This window comes from Brevibacillus porteri (assembly GCF_003013475.1).
In the GTDB taxonomy this organism is placed as follows: Bacteria; Bacillota; Bacilli; order Brevibacillales; family Brevibacillaceae; genus Brevibacillus; species Brevibacillus porteri.
Genome location: NZ_PXZO01000022.1, coordinates 15283 through 30585 on the forward strand (window position 1 = coordinate 15283; position 15303 = coordinate 30585).

The 15303-nt window shown below is 48.4% G+C and carries 12 protein-coding genes and 1 pseudogene; all 13 read right to left on the reverse strand.

Translation table 11 applies throughout. From position 1 onward, the window contains the following. Nucleotides 1–11 precede the first annotated feature (11 nt). The 13 genes and pseudogenes from C7R92_RS13385 to fdhF all read right to left on the reverse strand — a co-directional run bounded on the left by C7R92_RS13385 (nucleotide 12) and on the right by fdhF (nucleotide 15214). Nucleotides 12–1655: an ABC transporter substrate-binding protein gene (locus C7R92_RS13385; RefSeq protein WP_106834594.1), complete on the reverse strand. Its 1644-nt coding sequence runs from the start codon at nucleotides 1653–1655 to the stop codon at nucleotides 12–14. Nucleotides 1656–1697: 42 nt separating this feature from the next. Then, nucleotides 1698–2777 (reverse strand): M42 family metallopeptidase, encoded by a 1080-nt coding sequence (locus C7R92_RS13390; protein ID WP_106834635.1) that lies wholly within the window; start codon nucleotides 2775–2777, stop codon nucleotides 1698–1700. Between the two features lie 25 nt (nucleotides 2778–2802). Further along, entirely contained in the window at nucleotides 2803–4374 is a 1572-nt protein-coding gene (locus C7R92_RS13395; RefSeq protein WP_106834595.1) for an AMP-binding protein, read from the reverse strand. Nucleotides 4375–4394: 20 nt separating this feature from the next. Continuing rightward, nucleotides 4395–5165, reverse strand: a complete 771-nt coding sequence (locus tag C7R92_RS13400) for an enoyl-CoA hydratase/isomerase family protein (RefSeq protein ID WP_106834596.1) — start codon at nucleotides 5163–5165, stop codon at nucleotides 4395–4397. Next, the gene (locus C7R92_RS13405; RefSeq protein WP_106834597.1) at nucleotides 5152–6036 is read right to left on the reverse strand and encodes an amidohydrolase family protein; all 885 of its coding nucleotides are present in this window, start codon (nucleotides 6034–6036) and stop codon (nucleotides 5152–5154) included. Before C7R92_RS13405 ends, C7R92_RS13400 begins: the two co-directional genes overlap by 14 nt. After that, nucleotides 6023–6685 (reverse strand): TetR/AcrR family transcriptional regulator, encoded by a 663-nt coding sequence (locus C7R92_RS13410; RefSeq protein WP_106834598.1) that lies wholly within the window; start codon nucleotides 6683–6685, stop codon nucleotides 6023–6025. The genes C7R92_RS13405 and C7R92_RS13410 overlap by 14 nt, the downstream gene beginning before the upstream one ends. Before the next feature lie 243 nt (nucleotides 6686–6928). Continuing rightward, nucleotides 6929–9181: an ATP-binding cassette domain-containing protein gene (locus C7R92_RS13415; RefSeq protein ID WP_106834599.1), complete on the reverse strand. Its 2253-nt coding sequence runs from the start codon at nucleotides 9179–9181 to the stop codon at nucleotides 6929–6931. 165 nt (nucleotides 9182–9346) lie between these two features. After that, complete coding sequence (locus C7R92_RS13420; protein ID WP_328139094.1) at nucleotides 9347–10609, reverse strand: molybdopterin molybdotransferase MoeA; 1263 nt, start codon at nucleotides 10607–10609, stop codon at nucleotides 9347–9349. A 10-nt stretch (nucleotides 10610–10619) separates the two neighbouring features. Continuing rightward, nucleotides 10620–11627, reverse strand: coding sequence for a GTP 3',8-cyclase MoaA (gene moaA / locus C7R92_RS13425; RefSeq protein ID WP_106834601.1), 1008 nt, complete (start codon nucleotides 11625–11627; stop codon nucleotides 10620–10622). Beyond that, a pseudogene (locus C7R92_RS13430) lies at nucleotides 11614–11766 on the reverse strand (formate dehydrogenase accessory sulfurtransferase FdhD); the annotation flags it as partial. The pseudogene C7R92_RS13430 and the gene moaA, both read right to left, overlap by 14 nt. Nucleotides 11767–11890: 124 nt before the next feature. Continuing rightward, nucleotides 11891–12121, reverse strand: a complete 231-nt coding sequence (locus C7R92_RS13435) for a Na-translocating system protein MpsC family protein (protein ID WP_146147615.1) — start codon at nucleotides 12119–12121, stop codon at nucleotides 11891–11893. Then, complete coding sequence (locus C7R92_RS31885; RefSeq protein WP_208636206.1) at nucleotides 12096–12263, reverse strand: hypothetical protein; 168 nt, start codon at nucleotides 12261–12263, stop codon at nucleotides 12096–12098. The genes C7R92_RS13435 and C7R92_RS31885 overlap by 26 nt, the downstream gene beginning before the upstream one ends. Continuing rightward, on the reverse strand, nucleotides 12263–15214 hold the full coding sequence (gene fdhF / locus C7R92_RS13440; protein WP_106834602.1) for a formate dehydrogenase subunit alpha: 2952 nt from the start codon (nucleotides 15212–15214) through the stop codon (nucleotides 12263–12265). The genes C7R92_RS31885 and fdhF overlap by 1 nt, the downstream gene beginning before the upstream one ends. Nucleotides 15215–15303 lie beyond the last annotated feature (89 nt).

The window sequence follows — 15303 nt, forward strand, 5'->3', positions numbered from 1 at the left end:
TGTTTCCTCGTTTACTTAACCCACACGTCCTGATACAATTTCAGTCCGGATGGATCAAGCATCAGTCCCTGAACACGGTTGTTTACTACGACAAACCGTTTTTCCGTGTAAATGGGAATCCAAAACGCCTCCTCCACAGCGCGCTTCTGAAGATCTTCATAAATTTTCGCTCTATCGTCGCTCTTCATCGTCACCTGTCCCTTTTCCAGCAAGGAATCGATCGTTTTGTCATGGATGGCTGAACGATTCATCCCACCGATCTGAGTTGAATGCATGAACGGAAACAAGATATCAGGGTCATCAGCGACGTATCCATCCAGCGCCAAGTCAAATGTGCCGGCAGCAGTTAACTGGTCGACTGCGCTGCCTTCCAGAGTAATGATTTTCACGTCTACCCCAATCGCTTTGAACATTCCTTGCATCAACTGGGCAGGTTGAGACCATACTTCCATACTCAACAATTCGAGTTGAAGCGGTTTTCCTGCTTTCTCCCTTATCCCTTGTGCATTCAGTTTCCATCCGGCTTCTTCCAGGAGTTTCACTGCTTCCTCGGGGTTGTATTTGTATGCATATTGGGCAATGGATTGATCGTATCCGAACAAATTTGCTGGCAGCGGACCATCTGCAACAATTCCTTCGCCTTGCAGATGCGACTGCACGATAGCCTCTTTCTTTACTGCCATTTGCAACGCTTTGCGTACATTTTTATCTTGTAAAATCTCGTTATTCAAGTTCAGCTCGACAAACAGCCCCAAGCCGCGCTTTGTCTGCTCAAGTACCGTAAATCGATTGTTGTTCTTGAATTTCTTCGCGTCTTTCGCAGGCAGATCAGCGATGTCGATGGTTCCACTCTCCAAAGCAGCGACAGCCGTTTGCGGATTTCGAATCAATTTCAGAACTAATTTGTCCGGCCTCGGTGGTCCTTGATTTTTAAAGAAGGGCGGTGCCCAGCGATACGCATCATTTTGAATCAGCGTGATAGAGTCTCCTGATTTCCAGCTATCTATCTTCCATGGACCGACACCGACCGGATTCCTTCCGTATTGATCCCCAAACTTTTGCACCGCGTCCACCGAGAGCGGCTGCATCCAGCTCGCGGAAGTGAAATAGGTGAGGAGCGTGGCAGATGGTTCATTCAACTCCAAAATAAGGGTCTGATCATCTGGTGTTTTGATCGATTTGATGATGCCAAGAACCATCCCTACGCCTTTCGGAGCGATTTCCGGAGACATGGCCCGCTCAAACGTTCGCTTGTACGCCTGTGCAGTAAGCAGTGTCCCATCATGAAAGGTCACGCCTTGGCGAATGCGAAATGTCCATGTCTTCCCATCTTCCGAAATGGAGTACGATTCGGCCAGATGGGGCTTGACCTCATTTGTTTGGGGATCTCTGTAAAGGAGAGCCCCCCCTAGATTGAGCGCGACCCCCTCCGTGCTTAACGCTGTCGATTTGTGGACATCCAGTGTATCTGGTTCACTGCCGATCGCAACGGTGATCGTACCGCCCTTTTTCTCGGATATATTGGCATCTTTTTTTCCTTCATCCGTATCTGGTTTCGTGGCAAGCGTCCCGCAGCCGACCACGCTTGCCAACAATACGAAACAGGAAAGGACAATGCTCACAAACGTGGTGGTTTCCCGCTTTCTTATCCCCATGAATGACACCACTCTCCCTTGTTTGGGACATATCCTTGCCTCCTACGATTTGAGCCAATCAACCGTTTTTTGATCCAGCTTTTTGACGAGAGCCGTCAGCAATTTCACCGTATTTTCCACATCATCATGATGAAGAATGGAAGCGTGACTGTGAATGTAGCGCGCAGGGATTGCAATAACAACTGATGGAGCCCCTTTGCCAACCATATGTGCAGCTCCTGCGTCCGTACCCGCACCTGCAATAGCACCATATTGATACGGGATGCCTTCCTCTTCAGCCGTATCAAATAACAGTTCCCGCAATTTCCGATTGGGCACGAGCGAGCCGTCGAATAGACCAATGGTAGGCCCGCCACCGCACTTGATATCAGGCAAATTAGGAGAGTCGGCGCTTCCTGGCGTGTCAAACGTTATCCCCGTCTCCAATGCAATGAATATATCTGGCTGCACCATATACGTGCTCGTGAATGCACCACGGCATCCCACTTCTTCTTGTGCAGTAGCGCCGCTAAATACGATGTTGGGGTGATCCGTTTCTTGTAACTGTTTCATTACTTCAATGGCTGTCAGGCAACCGCCGCGATTATCGAGCGCTTTTGCCATATACATCTTGTCATTCGCCATCACCGTGAAAGGGCAGATCGGCACAATCGGATCACCTGGGCGAATTCCAAGCTCCTTTGCCTGTTCTGCACTGGATGCTCCGATATCGATGAACATCCGCTCGATTTCAACCACTTTCTTTCGTTCTTCCGAAGACAGCAGATGCGGCGGTTTTGACCCGATTACGCCGACAATATCCCCTTTGCATGTTTTAATGTTCACGCGCTGTGCCAGCATCACCTGCGACCACCAGCCACCAAGCGGCTGGAAGGCGATGAATCCATCCTTCATGACACGCGTTACCATGAACCCCACTTCATCCATATGGCCCATCATCATGATTTTGGGTCCATTGGCCAGGCCTGTTTTCTGCCCGATTATGCTTCCCAGATTATCTGTGAACACTTCTTCTGTAAGCGGTTCCAAGTACGTGTGCATTAATTCTCGCACTTCCTGTTCTTGTCCGGGAACTCCGGAAGCCTCTGTCAGCTCTTTCAGTACCTTTACCCAACTATTCATCCCTATCTTCCTCTCCATTTGCATGTTATCTCCAGCTATCATCCATGCGATCATAGGAACCGATGCGAAGATCTGCTTTTTCGTTCGCCAGTACATGCTTGGCTATACGCTCAGATGGGGTACGAGGCAATTCACTTCGGTATTCCCAATATCGTGGAACCTTGTAGTAAGCAAGATGCTCGGCGCAATAAGAGATCAACTCATGAGGAGGCACTGTTTGGCTCGCTTTCACTACCACGTATGCCTTGATTTCTTCCCCACGTATTTCATCTTTCACTGGAAGACAGGCAGCATATTGCACGGCCGGATGCATTTTCATGACTTCCTCAACCTCAGCAGCCGAAATATTTTCCCCGCTCCGGCGAATCATCTCCTTTTTTCTGCCGACATAATAGATGTATCCGCCTTCGTCCATTCGGACCAAATCTCCGGTGTGGAACCAGCCGCCCTGAAAGGCAGCGCAAGTCGCATCAGGGTCTTTATAGTAGCCATCCATCATCCCCAAGCCCCGTAGGAGGAGCTCGCCAACCTCGCCTCTCGAAACGGGTCGGTTGTGAATATCAACGATGCGGACGGTCCGGTCTTTATCCGGTTTTCCGATGCAGCCTGTTCCGAGCAATCGGTCATGATCGTGTGGTTTTACCGAAATATCTCCACCTGTCTCTGTCATGCCAAAAACCTCATACCATGGCGCGCCCCATCGCTCTTCCAATTCGCGGTGCAGATGCGGGGGAATGGCCGAGCAAAAGATGGTGCGAACGTTATTTTCCCTGTCTAAGGGCGAGCGTGGTGTTTTGACCATTAGCGTGGGCATGATCCCCAGGCAGTAGAAAAAGGTAACGCCATATTGCCGTACTTTCTTCCAAAATGTAGAAGGATGAAATCGATCGAGAACCACAAGCTTTGCCCCCACAGCGATCGCACCCAGCAAATTCCATTGCGGGTCCATATAGTAAAAGGGCTGCGCCGTTAACAGTACATCTGAAGTGGTCAAATTAGGATGCTGCTCGATCATCTTTTTAGCTATGGTGAGCCAATATTCATGGGAAAGCATACACCCCTTGGGGAAGCCTGTCGTGCCGGATGTATATTGAATGTTGACTAAAGTTTCAGGAAAAACGGTAAGCGCTGTTGGTGTCGTGGGCGCTGTTTCACACATCGTTCTGAAATCGACAGCGTTGGGATCGTCTGATTGGTCTACTGAGAGGATTGTTTTGAGGGTTTCTAAGGAAGGTCTGATCTTCTGTAGCAGGGATAAAAACTCCCGTGAAGTTACGATAACGATTGCTTCGGAGTGGTGGAGGATATACTGTGCATCGTACTCTTTGTAATTTACATTTATCGGCACGATAGTCGCGCCCAGTTTTGCCAACGCCAGCCAAGTAAGCGGGAATTCCGGCTGGTTCCTCAGCATGACGGCTACCCGATCCCCATAGCCTACGCCCAGCACTTGGAGCATGTTGGCGATCTGGTTGGAACGGTCTTCTATCTCCTTAAATGATAGTTGTTCATTCCATTCATCAAAGACAAGCCCGATTTTTTCTCCCCATCGTTTGGCAGCCCGCGCCGTCAAAGACTTGATTTCTTGCAAGTCCAAAAGGTTTCAGCCCTCCTTCTTTATACCGATCCTTTTTTTCGGAACCCTTCAGCCGCCTGCTTGGATTCGATCGTTTGCACGGTTGCCAGCGCATGCTCGATCTCCAATTCAAAAGCTGCCTCCAGATCGCATTGTGCCCCGCGATTTAGCGCAAATTTGGCTTTTGCAAGCGCTACTTGCGGGAGCTCAGCTAACCGTTTCGCCCACTTGTCAGCTTCTTCAGCTAACACTTTATGATCCACTACCTTGTTGATGAGTCCTAGATGCAGTGCTTGCGATGCACCAAACCTTTCGCCCGAAAACAGCAATTCTTTCGCCCGGACCAGTCCGATCGCGATGGGAAGGATATGCGAGATTCCTCCGGTAACACTAAGTCCGACACTCACTTCCGGAAAGCCGAATTCGGCATCTTGAGCGGCGATGATCAAATCGCATCCGAGTGCAAACTCACACCCTGCTCCTAATGCATAACCATGGACCGCAGCGATCACCGGAAAAGGAACGCGCTGAATCTTTCGTGTTATATCCTGAATTTTCTGTAGATTAAGGCGTATCTCAGTCTCATTTGCAGGCTTTTCTTCATGACGCAAATCATGTCCTGCACAAAAAGCATTCCCGCGGCCAGCCAGTATTGCTGCCCTTACTCCTTCCCGTTCCAACTTATCGAGCGATCCATACAGCTCCTCTACCAATTGTGGAATCACCGCATTTAACCGCTCGGGGCGATTCAGGTGAATCCAGCCTATCTCTTGATGGATCTCACACTCTACCACCGCCTTACGTGTTGTCATTCTTTTTTACCTCCGCCTTTATTTTGGAAAACAATGCTCTTGCATTCGAACCGAGTACCTTCTCTAGCACCTCGGGCTTTATGCTTAATTCCTTCCATTCTGCAATCGCGCGTTTCAGAGGAAATACAGGCCAGTCTGTTGCAAAGAGGATTTGATCTTGCAAGAGGTTGTTTACTAACCTGTACATCATCTCCCACCCTGCTCCTTGCACCCCCAAATACCTTGGAGAAAGCCCGCCCAAATCCATCAGAACATTGGGGTGCTTGCGCGCTACGGCAACCATTTCAGGCACCCAGGGCCACCCCCCATGACACGCGATCAATGTTAATTCTGGGAAATCACAGGCGACTTGATCTAGCAACAGCGGGTGTTCATTCCGGATTGGATGAATCATCGAATAATTAATTCCCGTATGAATGGCAACTGCCAAGCCTAACTCGGCAGCCTTTGCGTATACGGGATATAATTTGCGATCATCGATCGGCATCTCAAAAAATGCAGGCTGGATGTTTACTCCCAGAAAGCCCAGCTCTCTGATGCGGCTCACTTGTTGGACAGCGCGCATCGGTCTGAAATGCTCCATTGAAATCGTACCGAATCCTGAGAAGAGTTCAGGGTGAGCGGATATGACTTTTGCCAATGCTTCATTCAGCGCATCCCCATCCTCGCCGAATTCGTATTCTGCATGCATAATGGCATGATGTACTCCTGATTCTTTCATTTCTTGAATCAAATCGTCGAGCGTTTTCGCGATAGTCGATCTTACTTGTAACACCGCATCATATTGAGCGACGTACTCATTTCGCATTTCACCGATGCGTGCCTCACGGAACTGCTGTGGCAAGCGGACACGGGCATCAAGAATGTTCATGCGCAGCAGCCCCCAGCCATGGTTTCATAAAAAAACGAGCGGGTTCAGGCAGATCCAAATCAGAGACAGTCAGTTGCTTACCGTTTCGCTTTGCCTGAACGAGTGCAAGCGCCATATCGGAAAAATTCAAGCTGATTTCTTCCAATGAATTTGGGCCATCGGGTGAGTACCAATGGGCGACACCCGTGCACATTTGAAGCAAAGCCAGGACGGCAAGCTTTGTATTTTCTATCGTAAATACGCCCCCCTCTAATCCGCCCGTTAAAATACGCTGCCATAGCAGCTCATATTCACTGCGCAACCTGACAATTTCTACGCGCGTATTTCCTGTCAGCGCACGGAACTCGGTATCTACTACTAATGCTGTTAGCTTGTCAATGGCATGGCTGGTAACATGAAGCTGTACAAACGCTGCCAATTGTTGTTCAGGCGCTTCAAGCTCAGCGAGCACTTCCTTTGCATTTCCAAGTAGGGTCTGTAACCCTTCTTGCATGATGGCAACGAGCAGATCCTCTTTTGTTTTCATGTAATGATAGAGGGTGGAAGAGGTTACCTCTGCTTCTAGAGCGATATCACGTATGCTGGTTGCTTCAAATCCTTTTCTTGCGAATAGTCGTAATGCTGCTTGAAATATTTTTTCTTTCGTCAAAAAAGCGCGCTCCTTTCTACTGATGATTGCAGAAAACTCGAGTCGATCGATCGATCGATAGGTTGCTTGTAATCACCACTTTACTAACCACCTGGTTTAATGTCAAGATCATTTGTTATTTTCTGATATTTTCTTTGACATAACAAAAATCTCCTCCGGTTTCCCATGAGGAGATCTGAATTCGTTATGCCATAGCAGCTTTTTCATTGGGCTCCCATACATTACGAAAGTAGATTAGATGCATTACTTTAAATATCTTCCCGTGATCGACTGCTCCGCATGGATGATCTGCGGAGGCGTGCCCTCGAAGACCACCTGACCGCCGTTGCTGCCTCCGTCCGGTCCCATATCGATAATCCAATCCGCTTGGCTGATCACATCGAGGTTGTGCTCGATGACGATTACCGTATTGCCTGTATCCACGAGGCGGTTCATGATCTCCAGAAGGTGACCGATATCTGACATATGTAGGCCAGTTGTCGGCTCGTCCATCACGTAGATGCTGCCCTTCTTGTGCAGCTCGCTTGCTAGTTTGATGCGCTGGCATTCCCCGCCGGAGAGCGTGCTAAGTGGCTGGCCGAGTGTAATATAGTTTAGCCCCACATCACTCATCGCCTGGAGCTTGCGCACAACTTCTTTTAGCTCAAAAAATTCCAATGCCTGCTCCACCGTCATCTCCAGCACTTCTGCAATTGACTTGCCGTTCAGCTTGTATGCGAGCACCTCTTCCTTGAACCGTCTTCCTCCGCAGACTTCGCACGGCAGCTTGACGCTTTCGAGGAATGCAAGGTCTGTATACACAACCCCTAGACCTTGGCAGTTCTCGCAAGCCCCCTTGGAGTTGAAGCTGAACAAGCCTTGGTTGACCTTGTTCGCCGAAGCAAAGGCCTTGCGCACATCATCCATGATCCCTGTGTAGGTCGCGGGATTCGAGCGTGTTGACACGCCTACCGCCGATTGGTCGATGACGATCGCATCCGAATGGTTGCTGAGGAATACTTCGTTTATCAGCGTACTCTTACCTGAGCCGGCGACACCCGTAACTACGGTCAGCACTCCGGTTGGAATATCAACACTCACGTTCCGCAGGTTGTGCAGTGTAGCATCCACAATGGATAACTTGCCGGACGGCTTCCTGGAATCTTGCTTCAGTTGGATCGGCCGCTTCATATGGGTACCTGTCAGTGTCCCTGACTCCAGCAGCCCTCCAAAGCTGCCTTCATACACGATGGTACCGCCGTGACTACCGGCGTGAGGCCCGACGTCGACGATATGATCTGCCACCTTGATCACATCAGGATCATGCTCGACGACAATGACGGTATTGCCCTTGTCGCGCAGCTTCTGAAGCAATTCATTTAACCGGTGTACATCACGGGGATGTAAACCAACGCTGGGCTCATCAAAAATGTAAGTAACATCCACCAGACTGCCGCTCAGATGCTTCACCATCTTGACACGCTGCGACTCGCCGCCGGACAAGGTATCCGTCTCACGATCCAGCGTCAAGTAGTCTAGTCCGATATCCACTAGATGCTGCAACCTTTCCGTCAACGACTTGACCATCGGTGCGGCGACCGAATCGTCAATCTCCTGAATGATGCGGATGAGCCGACCGACCTCCATGGAAGACATCTCTGCAATGTTGAGGCCATTAATTTTGCAGTTCAGTGCGGCCTGATTGAGTCTCGCACCATGACAGCTAGAGCAAGAACCTTCGGAGATGAACGGCGCAACCGCTTTTTGTGTACGCTCAGATTTCGTCTTTAGATCCTGCTTGATGTATTTGTTGGTGAACTTCTCCATGACGCCTTCTACTGTAATATTCACGGCTTTCCCGGCGAATTGCATCTCCACTTTCCTCGCCTTGGCGTACAACAGCTGCTCTAGCTCCTCATCCGCATAATCGATCAGCTTCTTGTCAGGATCGAAGCCCGTCTGCACGAGCATATTCCATTCCATGCCGTCTACCTTATAGTCCGGCAGCATGATTGCCCCTTCATTCAACGACTTTGACATGTCCAGCGCCTTGCTCATGTCAACGCTCAGACTGCGACCGATCCCGTTGCATTCGGGACACATGCCTTGGGGGTCATTAAAGGAGAACATATGCGCTTGTCCAACATTGGGCTGACCTATTCGGGAGAAGAGCAGGCGAAGAATGGGAGAAATATCGGTAATTGTGCCCATCGTGGAATGGGAGCCGCCCCCCAGTCGCTTCTGGTCCACGATAACCGCCATACTCAGGTTCTCGATCGCGTCCGTATCCGGCTGCGGATAGCGGGGCAAGAAATTGCGCACGAACATGCTGAAGTTCTCATTCAGCAATCGCGTGGATTCTGCGGCGATCGTATCGAAGACGATCGATGACTTGCCGGAGCCAGATACACCGGTGAAGATCGTAATCTTCCGCTTGGGAATGCGTAAGGATACGTTCTTGAGATTGTTTTCCCTCGCACCGGAGATTACGATATACTCCTGATTAGATTCGCTCATGCCAAACATCCTTCCGATAGTATTCATTTCTACTTATATTTACATTGTACCATTCAGAAGGATATCTTCGCTTCTGGCAGTTCTCGCTTACAACCAAGCACTCCGCCTACCTATTATTTCCAATGGACAGCCGTTACTTTCACCAAAGCGCCCGCAAGGTGAGTATTATCCTCTAAGCATCAAGGCACAGACAAGTTCACCTTGTAGCATTCCCTTTCCTCCAGGTGGAATCTTGATCAAGCAATCGGAATCTTTAATGGATACCGTAACGCTTGATTGATCCATCCCAACAGGTTTTACGAACACCTTGCCATCGATTACATAAAACTTTCCGCGAACATACCGAGGATACGCATTTACCTTTGTAAAGTCTTCGCCTAGAAAAGCAGTAAAGTCTCTCATGTATCTATTTTGAATACCCTGCATACCCAAAATCACAGGACGAACGAAGAGCTCAAAACCAACAAAGCATGCTCCCGGATTGCCTGACAAAGCAAACAAAAATTGATCATTCCAAACCCCTGCGGATGTAGGACTTCCAGGTCGCATCGCTACTTTGTTAAACAGGACCTTCCCTTTCCATTTTTCAAAAATATCTACGAGAATGTCGTAGTCGCCTACCGATACTCCACCTGTTGTGATCACGAAATCCGCAACGGAAAATGCTTCAAGAATACGAGTTTGTGCCTGATCCGCTTCGTCTGGGATGGAACCCATCAGTAATGGAATCCCTCCTGCCCCCCGAATAAGTGCCGCCAGCATGTAAGAGTTACTGTTTCGAATTTTACCTGCGCAAAGTGGCGCATCTACAGGTAAAAGCTCTGAACCTGTTGCAAAAATTGCGATGGTTGGGCGCTTATATACTTTGACGCGGGAGAAACCGAATGTAGCCAACAATGCGGTCTCACCAGCGAGGATTTCTATACCTTTTTGCAGAACACAATGGCCCATTGTGATTTCGTGGCCAATCGGAGTCAGGTTCTGCCCAGGATGGACTTCTTTTTTAATGGAAATGTATGTTTTGCCCTGCTCCTCAAAGTCGTCTGTCATTTCCAGCATGATGACTGCGTCTGCATTTTCAGGTACCATGGCTCCCGTCATGATTCGGGAGGCCGTTCTTTGCGATAATGCTTTTGTAGGTTGAGCTCCACACGGAATATTGTCGATCACTTCCAAAAGGACAGGAGATTCAGATGATGTCCTTCGAGTAGAACTGGACATGATCGCAAAACCATCCATCCCGGAACGCCGGAAATGAGGCATATTGTCTGGCGCAATGATATCCTCCGCCAACGTACGACTGTAGGCATTTTCCAATGAGACTTCTTCCACATCCAGACGGTTCAGATGTTGCTCAATTCTGCGCTGTGCTTCCACAACTTGAACCGCATTTCGATGAAATCGATTCACGCAATCTACTCTATCCATGTCGTTTACACTACCCTCCAATTTGAGACATGCGCCTACCTGTTGGTACATACGACTGACTCTCATCAACTAAAGCTTTGGCCATTTCGTGATTCAGTGGTTTGATATGCAATGCTCGAAAAAAGAGGTCGCGTACCGCTTCATCATCTCCAATGCACTTACGAACATTAAACTCATCCGACCAATATAGGCATGGCTTTATATTTCCATCCGCTGTCAAACGAAGCCGATTACAAGTTTCGCAGAAATGATCGCTCACGGGATGAATAAGCCCAAAACTCCCCTTGGCGCCTTCTATCCGAAACGTTTGTGCAGGTCCGTTGCCTCGCACTTCATGACTCTCAGCCACTTTCCAGCCCAAATGATGACAGCGTTCCAATACGGTGGACAATGGCAGATAGGATTGCTTCCATCTCATGTCGTTGTGGCCGATGGGCATGTACTCTATAAATCGAACTTGTAAATGACTATCGATCGTAAGCTGAAGAAAATCTTCTATTTCATCATCGTTGATCCCCTTCATAAGGACGACGTTCAACTTAATTGGATCTATCCCTACTTGTTGGCATGCAGCTATGCTATCCAGAACTCGATGGACATCTCCACCGCGGGTAATCAACGAGAAACGATCCGCTTTCAATGTATCCAGACTGATATTCACACGGTTCAAGCCGGCTTCTTTTAATTGTTGGGCCTTTCTCGCCAAGAAAATCCCATTGGTAGTCAAAGCGATATCTTCGATTCCTGGAATTCCCGCTATCGCGGATACCAAATGTTCAATGCCTTTGCGGACCAATGGTTCTCCACCTGTCAGCCTTACTTTTTTGACCCCCATTTCGGCCAAAACCCTCACAACCTCGGTTATTTCGTTCAAAGACAAGATATTTTCATCAGGTTCAAATTCCATCCCATCAGCAGGCATGCAGTAAACACACCGCAAGTTGCAACGATCCGTTACCGATATGCGTAGATAGTCATGGACACGACCAAAAGCGTCCACCAATTCACTTGGAATCACTGGACTTCCCCCTTTCAACCTCTGCAATTCGTTCGGGCCACGTGTACACATTAAACTTCTGATTTCGAATAAAACCAACAGTGGAAATGCCAAGATCCTGCTCCAGACGAAGAGCCAATTCAGTAGGAGCTGACTTCGAGCGGTGATTCTGTCACGATGGAATCTTCCACTTCCTTCAAAGTACCATATTCATCATGCAGGACATGTGATAAAACGCACATCGGTTGAATCACGAGAGTTTTTCTCCTTCCCTCCCATCCTGATCAAGAAATTGATCTATCTAAAACATAGACGGTCATGGCAATATCCTCTTCAATGCTAATATCTGAAAAAATCCGCAAGACCTTTGCGTGGATGATATCTTCGAGTTTTGATACTACCGCAGGGTCGTTATAAATGTTCTTCACGAGCTTCGTGCGTGCATCGTGTACCATTCGTTTGCCTTCATCAGACAGAATCATAAATTTTTCAACATTTGTCAGGTTCCCTTTCATGGAGTTCCTGGAGCAGCTTGATCGTTGCCTGGATCCCTTCCGGATTTTTGGCGAGCGCTTGTATGACACTTTCTACCGATTGATCTTGTTTTTCTCTTTCAGTAAGAACAGGTTCTGCCACTTTTGAAATCGGTCTTGCCATTATTTTTTACCTCCCACCATGTTTACATCTGCAATCGGTTCGTAATCGTCTCTCGCCCATTTGCGCTCTACTTGGACACCCATCTGAGGGTTTCGCTTCGCATAGCGGGGATTGTACATGGGCAGTGGAGTCATTCCTTTTTCTTTGAGAAACTCCATACGTACCTTTGCTTGCTTGTAGGCAGGGGTTTGCGTGCGAACGTCCCCGACGCTGCCGGTTAAAAGGTTAATGGCATTTTCATGGCTAACAGAGTGCATAGGTACATACAATTCTTTACCGCTGACTCGATCTGTCACGAGAACACGAAGCTTAATGGCTCCGTATGAAGAGACGAGCCGAACCAACGAACCGTCTTTTAGCCCCCGATCGCGGGCAAGCTCAGGGGAAACCTCCACAAATACTTCCGGTAGCTTATATTGGATGCCTTTTGATTTATTCGTCATATTTCCTTCATGGAAATGCTCCAGTAGTCGTCCATTATTTAAAGTAAGATCAAATTCCGATGGATACTCCATAGGCGGAACATATTCAACGAGCGAAAGTCTTGCTTTTCCGTCTGGGAAGTTGAATTGATCTTTGTACAGAAGCGGCTCGTGGGTACCATCTTGTTGCACTGGCCAAAGCAAGCTGCTCCATCCTTCTAAACGATCGTAAGAGACTCCAGCATAAATCGGTGCCAGGCTCGCAATTTCGTCCATGATCTCTCCAGGGTGTTGGTAACTCCAGTTTGCGCCCATTCGTTGTGCGATTAGTTGGATGATCGACCAGTCAGGTTTTGATTCTCCCAGTGGTTCCATTACTTGATACAACCGTTGGATGCGTCTTTCCGTATTCACAAAGGTACCCTCTTTTTCCAGGGATGGAGACGCAGGTAAAACGACATCGGCAAATTGAGCCGTCTTGGTCAGGAATATGTCTTGTACGACAAAGAAATCAAGCTTGCTGAGCGTATCATGCACGTGGTTGGCGTTGGAGTCGACCCAAGCCATGTCTTCCCCCATCAGGTACATGGCTTTCAGTTCGCCTTTCTCCACCGCTTCCAGCATTTCAATATTGGTTAAGCCTGATTTGTTCGAGATCGTTACGCCATACGCCTTTTCAAATTTGGCCCTCGCCTGATCATCCGTAATTGGCTGATACCCTGGCAGCCAGGTAGGGAGTGTCCCCATGTCGCAAGCGCCTTGTACGTTGTTGTGTCCACGCAATGGATAGGCTCCTGCACCTGATCGACCGTAGTTTCCTGTTACCAGCAAGAGATTAGAGATAGCGGCTGACGTATGCGAACCCGCGATATTCTGCGTCACACCCATTCCCCACAAAATGCAAGTACCATCTGCTTCGCGAATCATTGTGGCTGTTTCAATCAACTGTTCTTTTGTCAGCCCGGCTACTTCCACAGCATACTCCAGCGTGTATTTTTCAAGCATTTTCCGATAAGAATCAAAATCGTTTACCCGGTTTTGGAGAAAGGCTTCGGCATGCCAGCCTTGATCGATGATGTACTTCGCAACTGCCGTCAGCCAGACAAAATCGGTCCCTTGTTTTGGATGCAGGTACAGATCGGAACGTTCGGCCATTTCATGCTTGCGCAGATCTGAGACAATCAGTTTTTGACCGTATAATTTCTGTGCCCGTTTCACGCGGGTTGCCAAGACGGGATGACCCTCTGTTGGATTCGCACCGACGATGATGACTAATCCGGCACTTGCGATATCTTGAATGGTACCCGAGTCACCACCGTATCCTACCGTTGCAAGCAACCCATCGGTGGCAGGTGACTGGCAGTACCTGGAGCAGTTGTCAATATTGTTTGATTCAAATACCTGCCGCGCCAGTTTTTGCATGAGGTAGGCATCTTCATTGGTCGTTTTGGATGAGCTTACAAATCCAAGCGCGTTGCCTCCGTAGTTTTGCTTGATGGAACCCATTCGCTCGGCGATCAGTGCAAGCGCCTCATCCCACGTAGCTGGCACAAATGCGTCTCCCTTTCGAATCAAAGGTGTAGTCAAACGTTGATCACTGTTAACAAAATCCCAACCGAACTTCCCTTTTACACAAGTAGAGACACTGTTGACTGGAGAATCTTCCGTTGGTTCTACTTTTAGAATGTGGCGGCCTTTGGTCCATACCTCAAATGAACAGCCTACCCCACAGAACGTACATACGGTTTTCGTTTTCTTGGTCCTTGTTTCCCGCATCGCCGCCTCTACTTCAGAGATAGCAAAAATGCTGCTGTAGCCAGGCTCGACTTCTTTAATGAGATCGACCATCGGATTCAACAGGTCTTTTTTCATCCCTGACAGAAAGCCAGCTTCGCCGAGCATAGATTTCTCCATCAGTGCATTGCACGGACAGACTGTCACACACTGACCGCATGACACACAAGATGATTCATTAATCGATTTATTATCATCCCAGATCACTCTAGGAATCTCTCGTTCCCAATCGATGGTGAGCGTTTCATTTACCTGTAAATCCTGACAAACCTCCGTGCAACGGCCACAGAGAATGCATTGATCGGGATCATAGCGATAAAAGGGATGCGACATATCCACTTCTTCCTTTTTTTCTCGGAACGGGCGTGTTTGGTGCTCAATTTCGAGCATCTCTGCCGTATTGTGAACCCGACAATTTCCGTTGTTGTTGTCGCAGACGGTACAATACAGCATGTGGTTTTCCAAGATCCGGTCCATTGCTTCTGTCTGTGCACCTTTTGCCCGTTCGGAGGATGTAAGGATATGCATCCCTTCCTCGATAGGAGTCGAGCATGCCCGCATCATTTTCCCGTCAATTTCACACATGCATGTATCACAAGTTTGAATGGGCCCTAATATGGGTGAGTAGCAAATGTGAGGATGCTCTATTTCCTTTTGCAGTAAATAATCTAGGATACGGGTTCCTTCCTCCGCTTCATGCTTCACTCCATTTAGTTCAAAGCTAATTTTTTGCATACCCTCTAAAACCTCCAAGAAAATAATAAAAGCCCACCATCAAACAACCTGAGCATGAACACATGGCCATGCGCAAATCGTTTGATGGT

Bases quoted from the DNA above. Each gene is read 5' to 3' on its own strand.
- C7R92_RS13385 (WP_106834594.1), bottom strand. From the start codon at position 1,655: ATGGGGATAAGAAAGCGGGAAACCACCACGTTTGTGAGCATTGTCCTT.
- C7R92_RS13390 (WP_106834635.1), bottom strand. From the start codon at position 2,777: ATGAATAGTTGGGTAAAGGTACTGAAAGAGCTGACAGAGGCTTCCGGA.
- C7R92_RS13400 (WP_106834596.1), bottom strand. From the start codon at position 5,165: ATGACAACACGTAAGGCGGTGGTAGAGTGTGAGATCCATCAAGAGATA.
- C7R92_RS13405 (WP_106834597.1), bottom strand. From the start codon at position 6,036: ATGAACATTCTTGATGCCCGTGTCCGCTTGCCACAGCAGTTCCGTGAG.
- C7R92_RS13415 (WP_106834599.1), bottom strand. From the start codon at position 9,181: ATGAGCGAATCTAATCAGGAGTATATCGTAATCTCCGGTGCGAGGGAA.
- C7R92_RS13420 (WP_328139094.1), bottom strand. From the start codon at position 10,609: ATGGATAGAGTAGATTGCGTGAATCGATTTCATCGAAATGCGGTTCAA.
- C7R92_RS13435 (WP_146147615.1), bottom strand. From the start codon at position 12,121: ATGAAAGGGAACCTGACAAATGTTGAAAAATTTATGATTCTGTCTGAT.
- C7R92_RS31885 (WP_208636206.1), bottom strand. From the start codon at position 12,263: ATGGCAAGACCGATTTCAAAAGTGGCAGAACCTGTTCTTACTGAAAGA.
- fdhF (WP_106834602.1), bottom strand. From the start codon at position 15,214: ATGCAAAAAATTAGCTTTGAACTAAATGGAGTGAAGCATGAAGCGGAG.